This is a genomic window from Psittacicella hinzii (genome assembly GCF_003585885.1).
GTDB lineage: Bacteria > Pseudomonadota > Gammaproteobacteria > Enterobacterales > Psittacicellaceae > Psittacicella.
In genome coordinates this window covers 1-16,630 of the sequence record NZ_NRHC01000003.1, presented here as the reverse complement: position 1 = coordinate 16,630, position 16,630 = coordinate 1, and the positions used below count along the sequence as shown (strand labels likewise).

Genomic DNA, 16,630 nt, shown 5'->3' with positions numbered 1-16,630 from the left:
GGATCCTTTTTTATTTGACTAATTATTTACGACTTGATTTTGCTTTCGCTTTTGTCTTTGGTTTAGACTTTGACTTCTTTTCCAATTCGCTTAAAGCTTTAGAAGCTTGCTCTGCAAACTCTGGGCTCTTTAAGAAACTTTGTAAGCGGTATTCATTATCACCTGGAACTTCAAAGTTTAAGTTATTAATCATTTGATCGCGATATTTTTTATAAGTATCAAAGTCAATACGACGAGCAACTAAAGTATCAGTCCCTAATAAACCACTATATGCGCATACGATTGAGTGGTATTTACCTCTTTCTCCAAATAGAGATTCTTGTCTTAAGTTAATGAAATTAATTACTTTACGACAAGCTAAAAGGTTTTCATATGTAACTTGGTTTTGTGCAGGAGATACTTTTAAGTTCTTAACTTTTTCTAGTAAATCTTTTGCTACAAAGCCATTTAAAATTTTAGGGAACAGCGTGCTTTCTTTTTTGCCTAAGTAATAAAGATCAAAACGATGAGAAGGTGATTTCACTGAATCGTTTGTTTCTTTGTTACCTAAGAAAGGAGCATTTTTTGGACGTTTTACAACGATACGAGAAGCGTTTAAACTTTGAGCAGCTCTAAATAAATCATCGGTATCATGATCTAAACCAACAATTTCTTGGATAGATTGCATTTTTTTATTTACTTTAGCGCTAGATTCTTTATGTGGATACATAGGATCTAAGTAAACGCTTGTAAAGTTTAAACTTTTACAAATATTTTTGCCTGCGTTTGTTGTAATGCTCACAGGGAAACGTAAGTTTAAGTTTACCTGTTCAGGTGATTGGTTTTTTAAACGATTTAAGCCGTCTGCTAATAATAAACCAATTACAGGATTACGTTCTAGCATTAGCACGTTTGCGCCAGCTGTTGTAAGTAGGAAACTATCTTGTCCAAAACCTGCTGTAGCATCTAAAATATATTGTTGCCCTACAGGTAAACGCTTACTAATAACTGAGCGCACAACAAATTCAGAGCGAACATTATTTAAATTTTTCGCTCTAGTTGCTGTTTCTCCCTCTAGGAAATCTACTGATACAGGGTTTTTTGTTTTGCTAAGTTCCCCGTTTTTGTTTTTATAAGCAATTGAAAGTTTACCTTGATAATAAACAAGAGCAAGCGGTGCTTGAGCATCATGTTTAATCTTTTTAAAGGCAACTTCTATTTCGTTGGTTACTGCGTAGTTAAATGTTTCGATAAAGCGGAATAAGTTATATTCTACTTCACTTGGCTCTGGAAACACATTAGCCTGTGATAATCCTTGACTGTTAACAAAGTTTTCTAAACGTTTGCTATATCTATTAAATTGTTCAAAACTTGTTTTATATAGATCAAATAAGTTATTTAATTCAGAATTAGAGATAACTTTATTTATTTGTTCAAAGAAATTATTTTTTGTAGTCTCTACTTCAATCGAGAGGCTTTTGTTGAAAAAACTTAGATCTAAGCTAAGAGTATTTGTACCTAACACTGGGTTTCTCCAAATACATTAAATATGTAAATCAATAAAAATTATAAGTGCAAATATTATGATTATTTACAAATCAGGATTAAATAATCTTATTTGGTAACTATTCTATCCTGTATTAGACAGGTAAATTTTGTAAAACTCACAAGTTTGTAGTTTTAATTATAAAAATCTTTTCTTATGTAATTATACAAGTCTTTCGATAGTATTGTTAAATTCTTTCAAGGTTTAACAATCTGGTCGTAAGTTTGTTTGCGCTTTTAAGATTATAAAGTATTACTGGTTGCTAAGTTATATTTTATATAGCAAAAACTTCTAATTACTTGAAATTTATGGGTAAATATAAATTAATTTATGATCTTAATAGCTCTTTTTAAAGCTAGAACTTAATCTTAGTTCTATCGATTTATTGGTCTAAATTGTTTTTTATTTAAAGAAAAATAGGGGGTTATTTTACCTAATTGATAAACTTTACCGCCGATATTTTTAATATCGACGGTAAAAGTTTATTTACTTAATATAGCAACTGCCTCACAATGGTTAGTTTGTGGGAATTGATCGAATAAAGCTAGATTGTCAATTTTATAACCATGGGTACTAGTTAGATATTGCAGGTTTTCCATGAGCGTGTTAGGGTTACAGCTAACATAGATTACATTGTTGTATTTGCTAAGCATATCGCAAGAAGCATGGTCTAACCCTGATCTTGGTGGGTCAACAAAAACTGTACTAAAATCATAGCTATCTAGTTCTATGTGACTTAAGCGTCTAAATGGGCGAACTTTGTTAATAGCTTGTACAAACTCTTCAGCTGATATTCTTCCAACTTGAACATTATGAATATCATTTAATGATAAGTTTTTATAGACAAAGTCAACTGCTTGTTTGTTAACTTCAGTAGCTAAAACTTTTCTCGCTGATCTAGCTAAGATCATAGTGAAGTTACCTACTCCACAATAAAGCTCAAGAATATCCTTATCAGTTTTTGCATGCTTTTCAACATAAGCTAGCATTAACTGATTAATTTCTGCATTAGGTTGAGAGAAACTATTTTCAACTTGTAAAAGTTTAGATTTTTTACCGTTTACTGTAAATTCTTCTTCGATGAAGTTATTGCCAACTATAATCGAGCTTTTACGCGCACGTAAAATTACATTAGCTGGGTAGCCATTTGTATTTAAGAATTGGAATAACTCTTGCGCTTTAGTTAGGTCAAGATTTTCACTATCTAATTTACGGTGGAAAATTAAACTAATAATAGCTTGTTGAGTGGTAGTAGTTAAGTACTCAACTTGAAATAGTTTACGACTAAACTCATAGTTCTTCTGACAAAAAGCTTCCACTAGTTGCATTAGTTGATTGATAAGTGGGGTAGCTATATCATAGTGACCATTACAAAATACTCTCTCTTTTGTTTTAGGGTCATGAGTATAGTGCTTAATGCTGTATTCAGGCTCGTTTTGGTGATAGATAGAGAATTCTGCTCGCATTCTATAACCAGATTGTTTACCAGAGAAAACTTCAATTTCTTCAGCATTAAATTGCGGAATAAAATTAGCAATTAGATTTTTAAAATTTAAAATTTTGTCTTCAATTAGCATATTTAACAAAAGGATAAAGGTGAGGGGATGCCTCACCTTTTTAATGTAAAATTATTCTAAACCAGAGTTTTCTTCGAAGATTACATTATTACCATCAGCAAGAATGTAAACACGTTTAACTTCAGTAATTAATCTTTGGTATTTTAACCAAGTTTTTTCGATAAAGCTAATCTCAGCAAAATCATCTGGGTTTGTAATTACATCTACAAAGTGTTGCTCAACATCATTTGCTGGTTGAACTTCACCAGTTGCTAATAGAGATAAGCGAGTACCGTAATTTTCTAATACTTGCGATTCTTTAATTGTATAGTCACCTGAACGGTTAAAACCGTGTGGGTAGTTTTTATCATCGTAGTATTTTTTTTCTTCAACAAAAGTTGCTTGCATCTTTTATTACCTATTTCTTAAGGTTTTAATGATTAAAATAATTTATCGCGCTTCAAGTATATAACATTTTCCAAAAAAATGCTTAACGAACTTAAAGTTAATTTACTCTTATGCTGTGCTTGTTTGTTTAAAACTATTCTTTTCTCTCTTGGTTTGCTTATAGACTCCCATAACTAAACCAAAAGTAATACATAAACTTACAAATGAAGTACCACCATAGCTCACAAATGGTAGAGGTACCCCAACTACAGGAAGTAGTCCAGAAACCATGCCGATATTAACTACCACGTAAATACTTAGAATAAAGCCTTGTGAAGCACACAGTAGTTTTGCAACTTTATTTGTAGCAATGGTTGCTAACCAGAACATACGAAGAACTAAAAGGAAAAATAACCCAAAAAGGAAAGTTACTCCAGTTAAACCTAGTTCTTCAGCAAGAACTGAGAAAATAAAGTCAGTATGAGCTTCTGGTAAAAAGTTCAATTGTACTTGGGTTCCCTGTAGCAGTCCTTTACCAGTTATGCCACCAGAACCTATAGCTATCTTAGATTGATTTACGTGATATCCTGCTCCTAATGGATCTGCCTCTGGGTTAAGGATTGTAAGTACACGGATTTTTTGATAATCGTGCATACCATACTGCCAAAACAGTGGGGCAAGAACAATTAAAGCAATCACACTTAGAATAATTAACTTCCAAGATAAACCAGCTAAGAAAATAACAATTAAACCAGAAAGAGCTACCAGAATAGTAGTACCTAAGTCTGGTTGCAAAATAACTAAAACACTAGGAATAGCTACTGCGGTACCAGATATAATTAACCTACGCCAATTCATAGGTCCCTCTTGTTGCCCTAAGTAACTACTTAAGTAAACAGGAACTGCTAGTTTTGCTAGTTCAGAGGGCTGGAATCTAATCCCAATATACAACCAACGAGTAGCCCCTTTACTTGTTATTCCAAAAACTAAAGTTAAAGCTAGGAGGAAACAGGTAAAGAGGAGAAAAGGTAAGGCAAATCTTTGAATTAAAGTATATTTGATATTGGCAACAACAAAGATTACGCCTAGACCTAGAGCTACTTGGATAATTTTACGATCCATGTAACCGATACTACCGTTGGTAGCAGAGTAAACCATTAAGGTTCCATAACTTGAGAGGGCAAGGATTAGAATTAGAGTAATAAAGTCTAAGTTCTGAAAGAGAGCTAGAGTTTTTTTAATCCATTGCATTAGTTACTCCACTTGTAGGGCTACTCGCTACACATGTTTGATTTGCTTCAGAAAGTTGCCCTAAGTCAAATAGCTCATTACTTTCAACCTGATAACCTAAATCTTGGAGATCAGCTACTGCATAATCTCTTATTGCCTGACAAGTTAAATTCTTGTCTAAATGTGGTAAGCGAGTTAGGAGAAAGTAATCTATTATTTGACGAGCAATAGGACCGGCAACACGTCCACCACCGCCACCGTTTTCTACTACTACAGTTACAGAAACTTTTGGCTTGTCAAATGGTGCAAATGCTATATATAAAGCATGGTCGTGTAAATCCTTTTTAAGATCCTTGGAATTATAGTTACCCCCGTTTAAGCTAAATACTTGTGCCGTACCAGACTTACCACCAGAAGTATATTTAGCTCCTTTGAATGCGCGTAAACCTGAACCTCCGGCTTCATGGTTAACACCATACATACCTTTTAAAACGTCATTCCAATTCTTTTTAGGAGCATTAGGGAAGACATATTCTGATTTTGCTACAGTAGTTTTGATATCAGAATTTAAATTCTTATCAAAAGATACTTGATTTAATACTAAGTATGGAGCGGTTGATTTACCGTGATTAATTAAAGTATTTAAAGCTTTATTAAGTTGTATAGGGGTAGCGGTGAAGTAACCTTGACCTATACCAACAGGAGGGGTATCACCTAGTACCCAAGGACGTTTGAATCTTTTTAATTTCCACTCTTCATTTGGGTAAACTGCAGAAGATTCTTCACCTATGTCAATTCCTGTTTTGTTACCAAAACCAAATTGAGACATGTAGTTGTACATATTATTAATTCCCATGCGGTAAGCTAAGTCATAGTAATAAGTATCAACAGACTCAACAATAGATTTGTGTAAATTTACATACCCATGTCCACTTTTAAGCCAGTCTCGATACCTTTGGTTGGTTTTAGGTAAAATCCAGTAGCCAGGATCCCAAATTGTTGTATTAGCATTTACTAAACCACTTTCTAAACCGGCAAAAGCAAACATAGGTTTAATAGTTGACCCAGGAGGGTAAACCCCCATAGTTGCACGGTTATATAGAGGCTTATCTTCATCGTAGAGTAACTCTCGATAGTCATTAGCACTAATGCCATTGACAAAGAGATTGGCGTCATAAGTAGGCATGCTAACTATGGCTAATAACTCTGAAGTTTCAGGGTCGGTAACTATAATAGATCCTTTTTGCCCTTTAAGTACACTTTCAGCATAGAGCTGTAAAGGTAAATCAATTGAAAGGCGTAGGTTGTTCCCTGGAATAGCATCTTGGGATTCGATAGTTTTTATAATATTCCCAGTTGAGTTTACCTCAACTGTATCATAACCTACAGTTCCTAAAAGAGATAGTTCGTAGGACTTTTCTAAACCAATTTTACCTATACGGGTTGCTCCAGCATAATTAGAGCGGTTAGCTTCATCCAAAGACTGAATAAATTTATTATCTCTGTCATTGATTGAACCTACATAACCGAGAATGTGTGGTAAAGCTGTACCAAAAGGATAGTAGCGAGTGTAAATTGGTTCAACACTAATGTCATCAAGACGGTATTTATTTACCATGATCTTAGCAATTTCTTCTTGGCTAAGATTACCCTTTAGTAAGGTAGGAGCTCTGAAAATACTGTTACGTTTGTTAATTAAGAAAGTACGATAATCATCTTCACTTAGATTGATGATCTCTTTAACTTTTTCAAAATCAGCGCGAGCTTTACGATTACTCACTGGTAAAATGTACACGCCATACTCTTCCTTATTTAAAGCCAACCCGATACCATTTCGGTCAGTAATAATTCCACGAGCAGGGGTTTTAGGAATTATCTTTATATAATTTCGGTTTGAGGATAGCTCATATTTTTGGTTATCAAAGACTTGAAGTCTAAAAATATGTAAGTACACTAAAGATAAAAGAAGTGTAATTACAGCAAAAATTAACCAAGAGCGAATAAGAAAAGATTTTTGACTAAGTTTGATTAAGTGCGAAGGGGGTAAAGATTTCTTTTTATTCTCTTTCTTTTGAAAAGAGATTTTTTTATTATTTGATTTTAAATAGGAAGCTTTACGCTTTTTCATTAATTTTTAACCTAGTGAAAATTTTTGTAAACTTTAAACTGTTATCCATGTAATTCTCAATTTATCAAGCAGTTTATTATAATTAAAATTTTGTTCAAAAGGATATTTTTGTTAAAATAAAACAAAAAACAAAGAGGAGACTATGTCGAATAAAACTAATTATGTAAACCACGGTGAAAATGTAAACGTGGAGAATAAAGACGTTAATGTTACTGGCACTGCAGAAGTAAAAGGTACTAAATCGGCAACAGTAAAAAATAGTAGTATCTCAGCAGGCAACGGTGTTAACATTCGTGGTGGTAGCGTTAATATCCAAGGTAGCTCTATTATTTCTGGTAAAAATGTAGTTATCGGTGGGGATAATGTTGTGCTAGATAATGCAAACATTGTTAGCTCTGATAACTTAGAAATCAATTCACAAAATACTAAAGTACAAAATGAAGTAAACCTTGAAGCTGCTAAAGCTAAACTAAAAGGTCAATCTTTAGAAGTGAATGATGATTCACAATTAAATGTGAAAGCTCAAGATTATTCTGAAGAAGTGGATAACAAAGTTTTAGGAAACAACGCTTCTATCAATGTAAATGGTTCAAAAGAAGATAAATAATTTACATTATTCTTTTGAGGGAGTTAGGTCTAGACTTAACTCCCTTTTAATTGCTTTGTTCTTAATTTAATTGATTTTCATTTAATTACCTGAATTCCGCATTTCTTCATCACAGTTAAAAATTTAGAAGCCAAACGGTTGATTTTATATAACTTATATAGATATAATTAAAGGGATATATTTTATATACTTTTAACTTAAATTACTACTATTTACATATACTATATAGTAGTTTGCCAGGAGGCACCATCATTTAGTTGATGTCAGTGCCCATTAAACACCTAACTTTAGACCTCACTCCCAAAGCCCAAAGGAAAAGACCATGACTTATTATTTCAAAGACGTTTTCAATATCAATGATTTTGCTACAAAACACGATTGTCAATTGACTATCAAGCAAAACTATGTGTATTTAATACGTTATCACGATGAGCATGGCAATCCTTATGGAGAAAGAAAGCAGTTTAGCATTGGTAGATTATCAGACCGTGAAAACGAACTATTTGAACCAAACACGAAGTTCTTTGTTTTCTTCCCAGAATACAAGGATAAATCTTCAGATGCTGTATTTTCTTCTATGTTAGATAGAGAGAAGAAAGCACAAATAACCAATGTAGCAATGGCTTTAACTCAAACAACAGCAGACCTACTTGACATTAGAAGCGACCTAAATGAAATCGAAGTAAAACATGCCGATGAAATTATTGCATATGCTTCAGGTCAGGTAATTACTAATGGTGCAAGTAGTGAAGTCATCTGCAACTATATAAGTGCTTCTAGTTTAGGTCATTTAAAAATGACTTCACAGAAAGTTTCTAGATTATTAACCGGTCTTACCCGAGCAGATAAAGAGAATTTCTGTGCTCTTCGCATTGCACGTGTTGAAGATAGTTCAAGCTTAAGCTTTGATGCTACAAACTTCAAGTCAACAGCTAAGTCTTCATATGTTTGTAAAGGACTTGGTAAAGATGGTCGTTTCCAATATCAAATCGCAGGTGTTTTTACTGTAGATAACAACCGAGATGAACCTATAAACTACAATATTTATCAAGGGAATATTCCTGATGTTAGTGTTACAAATACCGTAGTTGAGGAAATATTAAAAATCAAATCGGGAGGTCATCTCTTTGTCTTTGACCGCGGTCATGCATCATTAGGTCATTTACAGTTCTTTCATGACAATGAAGTTCAGTACCTTACTGGATTAAACAAAAGCAACATGGCCTTTAAAAAATTAGTTGCAGAGGTTAATGAAAGACCAGGGAGATGCTTCTTAGGTGAACCTAATGAGGGTACTGTACTCCATGAAAAAGTAATAGATTATGCCGAATACTTAGGACTAGACGACAGTTCTTTACCAGTCAAAGTCTGCATTCGTTTTAATCTACAGTTAGCGAGTCAACAACAGCAAAAATTTTTGGATTTATATTATAAAAGAAAAAAGCAACTACAAACTCTTGTAGATAATGCAAATAAAAACAAAACTAAGATAAAAAGAAGATATCGTTACTTCACTATAGAACAAGAAGAGAGTGGTGAGTTTATATTAAAAGAACTTGAAGATAAGTTTATTCAAGATATGTTGCTATGTGGATATTCTATCTTAATATCCAATAACTTAGAACTCTCAGCTCAAGAGATGCACCAGAAATATCTCTCTAAAGATTCTTGTGAAAAAGTCATTGAATTGTATAAAAGCCACCTAGGCTTAAGATCAATGAAAAAGCACTCTGATATCACAATAGAGGCTCATACATTTATTTCCTTTATCTCTGTAATCATACGTTATCACTTAACTACACGTTTGCGTAAACAGAAAATCAAAGAGGACTGTACAAAAGGAACTAGTATAAGCACAATCTTAGATGTCTTAAGTAGAACACAAATAAAAGTATATGAAGACGGTAAAGTCGTTATGGATCCTTTAAATAGTGATAGTAAAATGCTATTAAGAGCTGTTGGAATAACAGAAAAAGATTTAAAAGAAACCGCTAGAAAAATGCTTAACCGTTATAATTAGCTCTTGTGACAAATCATCACAATGAAAAATAATGTAGTAATTCCCGTAAAAGTGTATCAATTGCCGGATTTATCTAGTTCAGCAATTGATACATGAACGGGAACCTGAAAACTGTGATGAAGAAATGCGGAATTCAGGAATTACATTGTTTATTACTCTTTTGACTTTTTTGTTAAAGAGGTAGCTTTAGACTAAAGTAAGTTTGAGCAAATTTACGAGCGACCTAGCTAAGGTAAATAAAATTTTCCTCTACGAAATTATTATATTGTGTTAATTAGGTCGCTATGGTGATATAATTTTGAATTAAGAATAGATTTTTACTTGGCGTTGTTGGAGAAATCTCTCAACGTCTATTACATTTAATAACTTTTTATTAGTACTTATAATTTTTATGAAAGTGAAAACACGCTTTGCTCCAAGTCCTACGGGTTTCTTACATATAGGTGGTGCTCGTACCTCATTATATTCTTGGTTATATGCTCGTCATAATCAAGGTGAATTCGTTTTACGTGTAGAAGATACTGATTTTGAGCGTAATTCAGAAGAAGCTACAACTGGAATTATTGAGGCAATGGAATGGTTAGGAATGAGCTATGATGAAGGTCCTTACTTCCAGTCTAAACGTCTTGATAGATATGCAGAAGTAATTGAGAAAATGTTAGAAGAGGGAACAGCATATCGTTGTTACTGTTCTAAAGAACAATTACAAGAAGACAGAGAAAGACAAGAAGCAAATAAAGAAAAACCAAAATATGTAGGTCGTTGTCGACACCTGTCTAAAGAAGAACAGGATCCAACAAAACCACACTGTATCCGTTTTAAAAATCCAGAAGAAGGTAGTGTTACTTTTGACGACGCAATCCGTGGAGTGATCACTTTTAACAATGAAGAGTTAGATGATTTCATTATTGCGCGTACAGATGGAACACCTACTTATAATTTCTGTGTTGTGGTAGATGATTACGATATGGGAATTACTCACGTAATTCGTGGAGAAGACCATATTAACAACACTCCGCGTCAAATTAACGTTTTAGAATCTATTGGCGCAGAAATCCCAACATATGCTCACGTATCGATGATCAATGGCTCTGATGGGAAAAAATTATCTAAACGACATGGTGCTGTAAACGTTATGCAGTTTAAAGAAGACGGTTACTTACCTGAAGCTGTAATAAACTATATTGCTCGTTTAGGTTGGGGACATGGTGATCAAGAAGTGTTCTCAAGAGAAGAATTAATTAAATTCTTTGATATTAGTAATGTAAGTAAAAACCCTTCTTCTTTTGATTACGCTAAATTAAACTGGTTAAATCAGTTATATATGCGTAACTTAAGTGCTCAAGAATTAGCAGACAAAGTTAAAGAGTTTGCAGATTACAATACTGAAACTAAAGAAACAGCTCCATTTACTAAAGTAGTTGAGCTTTTTGTAGAACGTTGCCATACTTTAAAAGAGATTGCTGATCAAGCTAAATATATCTACACTACAGGTGTTGAACTTGATGAAGCTGCAGCAAACAAACACTTAAAAAATGTTGAAGTGTTAGAAACATTAAAAGAAAAGCTAGCAGCTGTTGAAGCTTCTGCATTTACAGTTGAGTTTGTTCATAAAGTAATGGAAGAAACTGCTGCACAGTTAGGTTTAGGTATGGGTAAAGTAGGGATGCCTTTACGTGTAGCTGTGACAGGTCTAGGACAATCTCCTTCAATTGATGCAATTGCCTCTTTTGTAGGACAAGCTGAAGTGTTAGCTCGTTTAGACCATGCTATTGCTTGGATTAAACAAAGCAACTAAATTGGCATGCTAGGGTTAAAGATAGATTATCCAGCATTAAGCAAGAATAAAAGAATATTAGTTCAACTATTTTTACTTGTAATTATTCCCTTAACCTTTGTTTGTTCTGATTTAGGCGTATTACTTATAGATGGTAATTTAGCGAAATTTGGTTCTGCCATTTCCTTTACAAAGATTTTGGCAATACTTTTAATTTACTATCTCCTGTTTATAGTTTTACCTTCTATGGATACGCTTAAAGAGGAAAAGTACAATTTAAGGTTTTATTGCAAATATACTTTAATTCTTTATTTTGCTTTAATAGTATTAACTGTAGCTTTAACCTACGCAGCTAAGTTAGATACTACTGATAACCAGCAGATATTGGAAAAAGTTTTACAAGCAACTGGATTTAATTTTTGGATTATCTTATGGATTGCTTTAATTACGCCAATATTAGAAGAACTGGTTTTTAGAAAATACATTATTTCCTACCTATGTCGTGGTCATTGGTTTGGGGTGGTAGTATCAGTTATTACCTTTGCTGCAATCCACGCTATAGGCAATTTTACGCAAATGCTTGCTTACCTAGGGCAAAGTATAGTTTTAGCGTATGCTTTTTATCGCTATCGTTCATTGATCCTATGTATAAGCATTCATGTTTTAAATAATAGTTTGGCGCTAATTGCGCTTATAACTGGTGTAACAAGTCTCTCTTAATTCTAAGAGGGACTTTTTTATTAACTAAGTTTTAGATGAATTTATCTCATTTCTTAGTGGAAGATACGGTATTTTCTTAGTATTTAGTAAGGTTATTATGTGGGTAAATGCTGATTTTTTGCAATTTAACGGCAGGTTTTAGGGAGATTATTGCTCGGTTATATTAGATAAATGTTTACATGTTTTTATTTATTAGAGAATTATAGGGTTATTTGGTATTATTCTTAAAAATCAATTACTTATCTAGTTAAAGCGGATCTTGTTTGGGGTATTTATCTAGCTTGAATTAAAGAGATCCTTATTTGCCAATAGAAAATTAGCCAAGTAATTGAAAAAAAATCTAAGAAAATTTCTATAAAAAGTATTACTTTTTGAAGTAAAACAATATAAAATAAAATTATAAAAAGTAGTTAAATTTCCTTTATTGCATAAGTTATAGGATTGCTATTTATTAGCTTTAACACTTTAAATTTTTTAGGTTCTAATTATAAGTTCTTGAGCTTTTTCAAAAAATTTATAATCAAGTCTTTAAACATCATTTTAAAGATATAGGGGTTGCAATTTACACTTTATTGTAAAGTTGTAAGTTGTAAAGCAAGTTAGAATTTTGTGTACGCAATATTAAAAAGAAGTAAGTGCTATGAGCAAAGAACTAGAATTAAATAAGACATCAGTAAATGAATTATTAACTGTAAAAGAACTTTTAACTTTATTTAAAAACAATTTAAAAGAATCAGGTAATGCTTCTTTAGTTAAACTAAGTGATGATGAAGAATTTGTTCGTCAATTACTTGATACTTGGGTTGAAAGTTTAAAAGCTTCATTATTAGCTGGTCGCAAGGTGAGAGTTCATAATTTAGGCTCTTTTGCAACTAAATACCGTCCAGAGCGTAAATTCTCTAATCCTTTAACAGGAAGTGTAAGTACAGCTCCAGCTCACGTAAATGTTGCATTCACATCATCTAAAACATTAAAAGATTTAGTAAGCAGTAACGAGAACTTAGTTAAAGCTCATAAAGATTTTGAAGAAAAGAAAGCTACCAAATAATTAATTTTTAGTATGTGGATCAATTGACAGTATTGATTGTGATCTTCAAAAGATATTATCTTTAAATTAACGTATCGTCATTAGCTAAGGACCATATAGAATATGAGCAATAAAAATAACAAGGAAGCAGTTAATCCTTTCAAATCAGTTAAAGTAAACGAATTATTAACTAATACGCAATTTTTCGATTTATTTGTAAGTAACTTAAATGCTTCAAAAAACGAAGAAGTTGCAACTTTAAGTAAAGTAGCTGCTAAAGAAGCTTACTCTGCTTTAGTTAGTACTTTATCTCAAGCTTTAAGCTTAGGTCGCAAAGTTCGTGTTAAAGACTTAGGTACTTTCTCAACAAGATACCGTCCAGCTCGTACTTTCCGCAGTCCTCGTGACAACAACATGAAAATTGAATCTCCTGAAACAGTAAGCGTTCACTTCTCTCTTGCAACAAATTTAAAATCACAAGTACAAGAGAACAAAGAGTTAATTGCAGCTCACGCAAAACTGTACAAAGAAGAGAAAAAATAAAAGTTTTTAAAAAAGTCGCTTTAAGCGACTTTTTTCTCGTTTAAGGTATTTTAATTAATAATTTGTGGTAAAATAACGGAGAATATATACAGATTTTTTAGCTGTTATCTTCAGAAAGATATTAAGGTGATAGCTTAATTTTAAATATTTGATTACAAATTATATTTACATATGAGTTCAGTAAAAAGTACTGCAGAAATTCGTAGAAGTTTCTTAGAATTTTTTAGCAAGAAAGGGCATCAAGTAGTAGCTTCAAGCTCACTTGTTCCAGAAAATGACCCGACATTGCTATTTATCAATGCTGGTATGAACCAGTTTAAAAATGTGTTCTTAGGTCTAGATACTAGATCTTACAAACGTGCAACAACTGCACAACGTTGTGTACGTGCTGGTGGTAAACATAACGACTTAGAGAACGTTGGTTTTACAGCTCGTCACCATACATTCTTTGAAATGATGGGTAACTTCTCTTTTGGTGATTATTTCAAAAGAGACGCAATCCACTTTGCTTGGGAGTTTTTAACTTCTGCGGATTATTTAGCTTTAGATCCTAACCGTTTAACGGTAACTGTTTATCATACCGATGATGAAGCTTATAATATTTGGGCTGATGAGATTGGTATTCCTAGAGAAAGAATTATCCGTATCGGAGATAACAAAGGCGCACCATATGCTTCAGATAATTTCTGGCAAATGGCTGATACTGGTCCATGTGGTCCATGTACTGAAATTTTCTATGACCATGGTCCTGAAATTTGGGGTGGTCCTCCAGGTTCTCCTGAAGAAGACGGTGATAGATTTATTGAAATCTGGAATATCGTATTCATGCAGTTTAACCGTCATGAAGATGGTACCATGGAAAAACTACCACGTCCTTCTGTAGATACAGGTATGGGATTAGAGCGTGTTGCAGCTGTAAAACAACATGTTAACTCTAACTATGACATAGATGTATTTAAACGTCTAATTAAACGTGCTTCAGAATTATGTGGTGTGGAAATTACAAAAGATACAAGACAATCTTTAAATGTAATTGCTGATCATATTCGTTCTTGTACTTTCTTAGTTGGTGATGGTGTAATTCCTTCAAATGAAGGACGCGGTTATGTATTACGTCGTATCATTAGACGTGCTGTGCGTCATGGTTACCTATTAGGTGTACGCAATACTTTCTTCCATAAATTAGTAGGTGATGTTATTGATGTAATGGAAGACGCTGCAGAGTATTTAAATACTAAAACTAAGAGAGAATTTATCGAGAAAATTTTACGTTTAGAAGAAGAGCAATTTGCTCGCACAATTGAGCGTGGAATTAACTTATTAAATGACGAAATTACTAAGTTAAAATCTGACAACAAAACAGTTTTAGCTGGTGAAGTTGCATTTACATTATTAGATACTTTTGGTTTCCCATTAGATCTAACAGTAGATATCTGTAAAGAAAATTCGATCAAAGTTGACGTAGAAAGCTTTGAAGCTAAAATGGACGAGCAAAGAAAATTAGCAAAAGCTAATAGCAAGTTCTCTGTTAACTATGGTGAAGTTATTAAGACTGATTTAGTAACTGCATACGATTTCTACAATAACAACTCTACTAAAGCAGAAGCTACAGTAACAGCTATTTACCAAGGTGATCGTTTAATAGATTCAGTTTCTTCTGGAGATGAAGCAGTAATTATTACTGATATTTCTCCATTCTATGGTGAATCTGGCGGTCAAGTAGGTGATACTGGGGTTATTAAAAGTGAGAAATTAATTTTTGATGTAACAGATACACAAAAATATGCTTTAGCTCTAGGTCATCATGGTAAAGTAGCTGCTGGTGAAGTGAAAGTAGGAGATAGAGTAGAATTAGAAGTTGATGCGGATAGACGTAAAGCTATTATTCTGCACCACTCAGTTACTCACTTACTCCATGCTGCTGTTCGTGAAGTGTTAGGTGAGCATGTTCATCAAAAAGGTTCATTAAATACTTTTGGTGTTTCGAGATTTGACATTAGTCACCCTGAAGCAATTAGTATTGAAGAACAGTTACGCATTGAAAGTTTAGTAAATGAGCATATTCGTGCAAATCACCCTGTTGTAATTCGTGAGATGTCAATGGAAGAAGCTAAAGCGCTAGGAGCTCAAGCTTTATTTACAGAAAAATATGGTGATGTGGTACGTGTTGTTGCTATGTCAGATTGGTCTGTAGAATTATGTGGTGGTCTACACGTAGCTTCTACCGGTGAAATCGGTTTATTTAAACTTCTTTCAGATGCTGGAATTTCAGCTGGTGTACGTCGTTTAGAGTTTGTTGCTGGTGATTTAGCGGTACAGTATATGCAACGTGATAGCTTATTATTACGTGAATTATCTGAGTTAGCTGTTAAACCTAAAGCAGAATTAAGCTCGGTGTTAACTCAAAATCAGAGCCGTATTAAAGAGCTTGAAAAATATATCGATAATATGAAGCAAGACCTTGCATTACAAAAAGTAGATGCTTTACTAGTGCAAAGTGAGACAGTAAATGATGCTCGTTTAGTATTTGTTAAACTAGATGACCTAGATGTGCAATCATTAAAAACTATTGCTTTTGAGTTAGCAAATCGTGTACAAACTAAAGGTATTTTTGTTTTAGCTAATGTTAACAAACAAGGCGCAGGTAATTTATTAGTTGCAGTTAAAGATCTAACTGATAAATTTAATGCGGGTAATCTAGTAAAAGAGTTAGCTGCTAAATTAGGTGGTAAAGGTGGTGGTAAACCTAACCAAGCTATGGGTTCATTTACTGATTATGATAATTTAGTAGAAGAACTTTCTAAATTAAAAGAAGTAGTTAAAACTCAACTTTTACAATAATTTGCAATTTTAAGGTACGTATGACGAAATTATTAGTTAAGCGCAAAGCAGGGCAACGAATTCGTATTAACGCAGATACAGAGATTATGGTTGCTGATATAAAATCTAATTGCGTTTACATCATCGTATCATCGCCTAATAATAACTTAGTTACAATAGTTAAAGATAATCCAGTATTGGATGAAAACGAAAATAAAAAAAGCTAAGCCTACCAAGGCTTAGTTTTTTTATTATGCATAATTTATGAAATGAGGTGCACTTGTTTTTTT

The 16,630-nt window shown here is 33.1% G+C and carries 13 protein-coding genes; 8 read left to right on the top strand and 5 right to left on the bottom strand.

From position 1 onward, the window contains the following. Window positions 1-22: 22 nt before the first annotated feature. The 5 genes from CKF54_RS00630 to mrdA all read right to left on the bottom strand — a co-directional run bounded on the left by CKF54_RS00630 (window position 23) and on the right by mrdA (window position 6,826). Window positions 23-1,504, bottom strand: a complete 1,482-nt coding sequence (locus CKF54_RS00630; protein WP_222987457.1) for a class I SAM-dependent methyltransferase — start codon at window positions 1,502-1,504, stop codon at window positions 23-25. Between the two features lie 503 nt (window positions 1,505-2,007). After that, entirely contained in the window at window positions 2,008-3,102 is a 1,095-nt protein-coding gene (trmA, locus tag CKF54_RS00625; RefSeq protein WP_119524328.1) for a tRNA (uridine(54)-C5)-methyltransferase TrmA, read from the bottom strand. 51 nt (window positions 3,103-3,153) lie between these two features. Further along, window positions 3,154-3,489 carry a DUF413 domain-containing protein gene (gene maoP / locus CKF54_RS00620; protein WP_119524326.1) on the bottom strand — a complete coding sequence of 112 codons (336 nt, stop codon included), beginning with the start codon at window positions 3,487-3,489 and terminating at the stop codon, window positions 3,154-3,156. 108 nt (window positions 3,490-3,597) lie between these two features. After that, window positions 3,598-4,719, bottom strand: a complete 1,122-nt coding sequence (gene rodA / locus CKF54_RS00615; RefSeq protein ID WP_119524325.1) for a rod shape-determining protein RodA — start codon at window positions 4,717-4,719, stop codon at window positions 3,598-3,600. After that, entirely contained in the window at window positions 4,706-6,826 is a 2,121-nt protein-coding gene (gene mrdA / locus CKF54_RS00610) for a penicillin-binding protein 2 (protein ID WP_119524323.1), read from the bottom strand. The genes rodA and mrdA overlap by 14 nt, the downstream gene beginning before the upstream one ends. 142 nt (window positions 6,827-6,968) lie before the next feature. Here mrdA and CKF54_RS00605 point away from each other — a divergent pair, with 142 nt between their 5' ends. The 8 genes from CKF54_RS00605 (at window position 6,969) to CKF54_RS00570 (ending at window position 16,567) form a co-directional block, all read left to right on the top strand. Next, window positions 6,969-7,433 (top strand): hypothetical protein, encoded by a 465-nt coding sequence (locus CKF54_RS00605; protein ID WP_119524321.1) that lies wholly within the window; start codon window positions 6,969-6,971, stop codon window positions 7,431-7,433. Between the two features lie 322 nt (window positions 7,434-7,755). Beyond that, entirely contained in the window at window positions 7,756-9,453 is a 1,698-nt protein-coding gene (locus CKF54_RS00600; protein ID WP_119524319.1) for a transposase, read from the top strand. Between the two features lie 391 nt (window positions 9,454-9,844). Next, window positions 9,845-11,251 carry a glutamate--tRNA ligase gene (gene gltX, locus CKF54_RS00595; protein WP_119524318.1) on the top strand — a complete coding sequence of 469 codons (1,407 nt, stop codon included), beginning with the start codon at window positions 9,845-9,847 and terminating at the stop codon, window positions 11,249-11,251. Between the two features lie 225 nt (window positions 11,252-11,476). Further along, on the top strand, window positions 11,477-11,950 hold the full coding sequence (locus tag CKF54_RS00590) for a CPBP family intramembrane glutamic endopeptidase (protein ID WP_222987456.1): 474 nt from the start codon (window positions 11,477-11,479) through the stop codon (window positions 11,948-11,950). A 640-nt stretch (window positions 11,951-12,590) separates the two neighbouring features. Next, entirely contained in the window at window positions 12,591-12,998 is a 408-nt protein-coding gene (locus tag CKF54_RS00585; protein WP_119524314.1) for an HU family DNA-binding protein, read from the top strand. 102 nt (window positions 12,999-13,100) lie between these two features. Beyond that, the gene (locus tag CKF54_RS00580; RefSeq protein WP_119524312.1) at window positions 13,101-13,520 is read left to right on the top strand and encodes an HU family DNA-binding protein; all 420 of its coding nucleotides are present in this window, start codon (window positions 13,101-13,103) and stop codon (window positions 13,518-13,520) included. Between the two features lie 171 nt (window positions 13,521-13,691). Continuing rightward, a complete protein-coding gene (gene alaS / locus CKF54_RS00575; protein ID WP_119524310.1) occupies window positions 13,692-16,361 on the top strand; it encodes an alanine--tRNA ligase in 2,670 nt (889 codons plus the stop codon). Window positions 16,362-16,381: 20 nt separating this feature from the next. Beyond that, complete coding sequence (locus tag CKF54_RS00570) at window positions 16,382-16,567, top strand: carbon storage regulator (protein ID WP_119524308.1); 186 nt, start codon at window positions 16,382-16,384, stop codon at window positions 16,565-16,567. The last annotated feature ends 63 nt before the right edge of the window (window positions 16,568-16,630 follow it).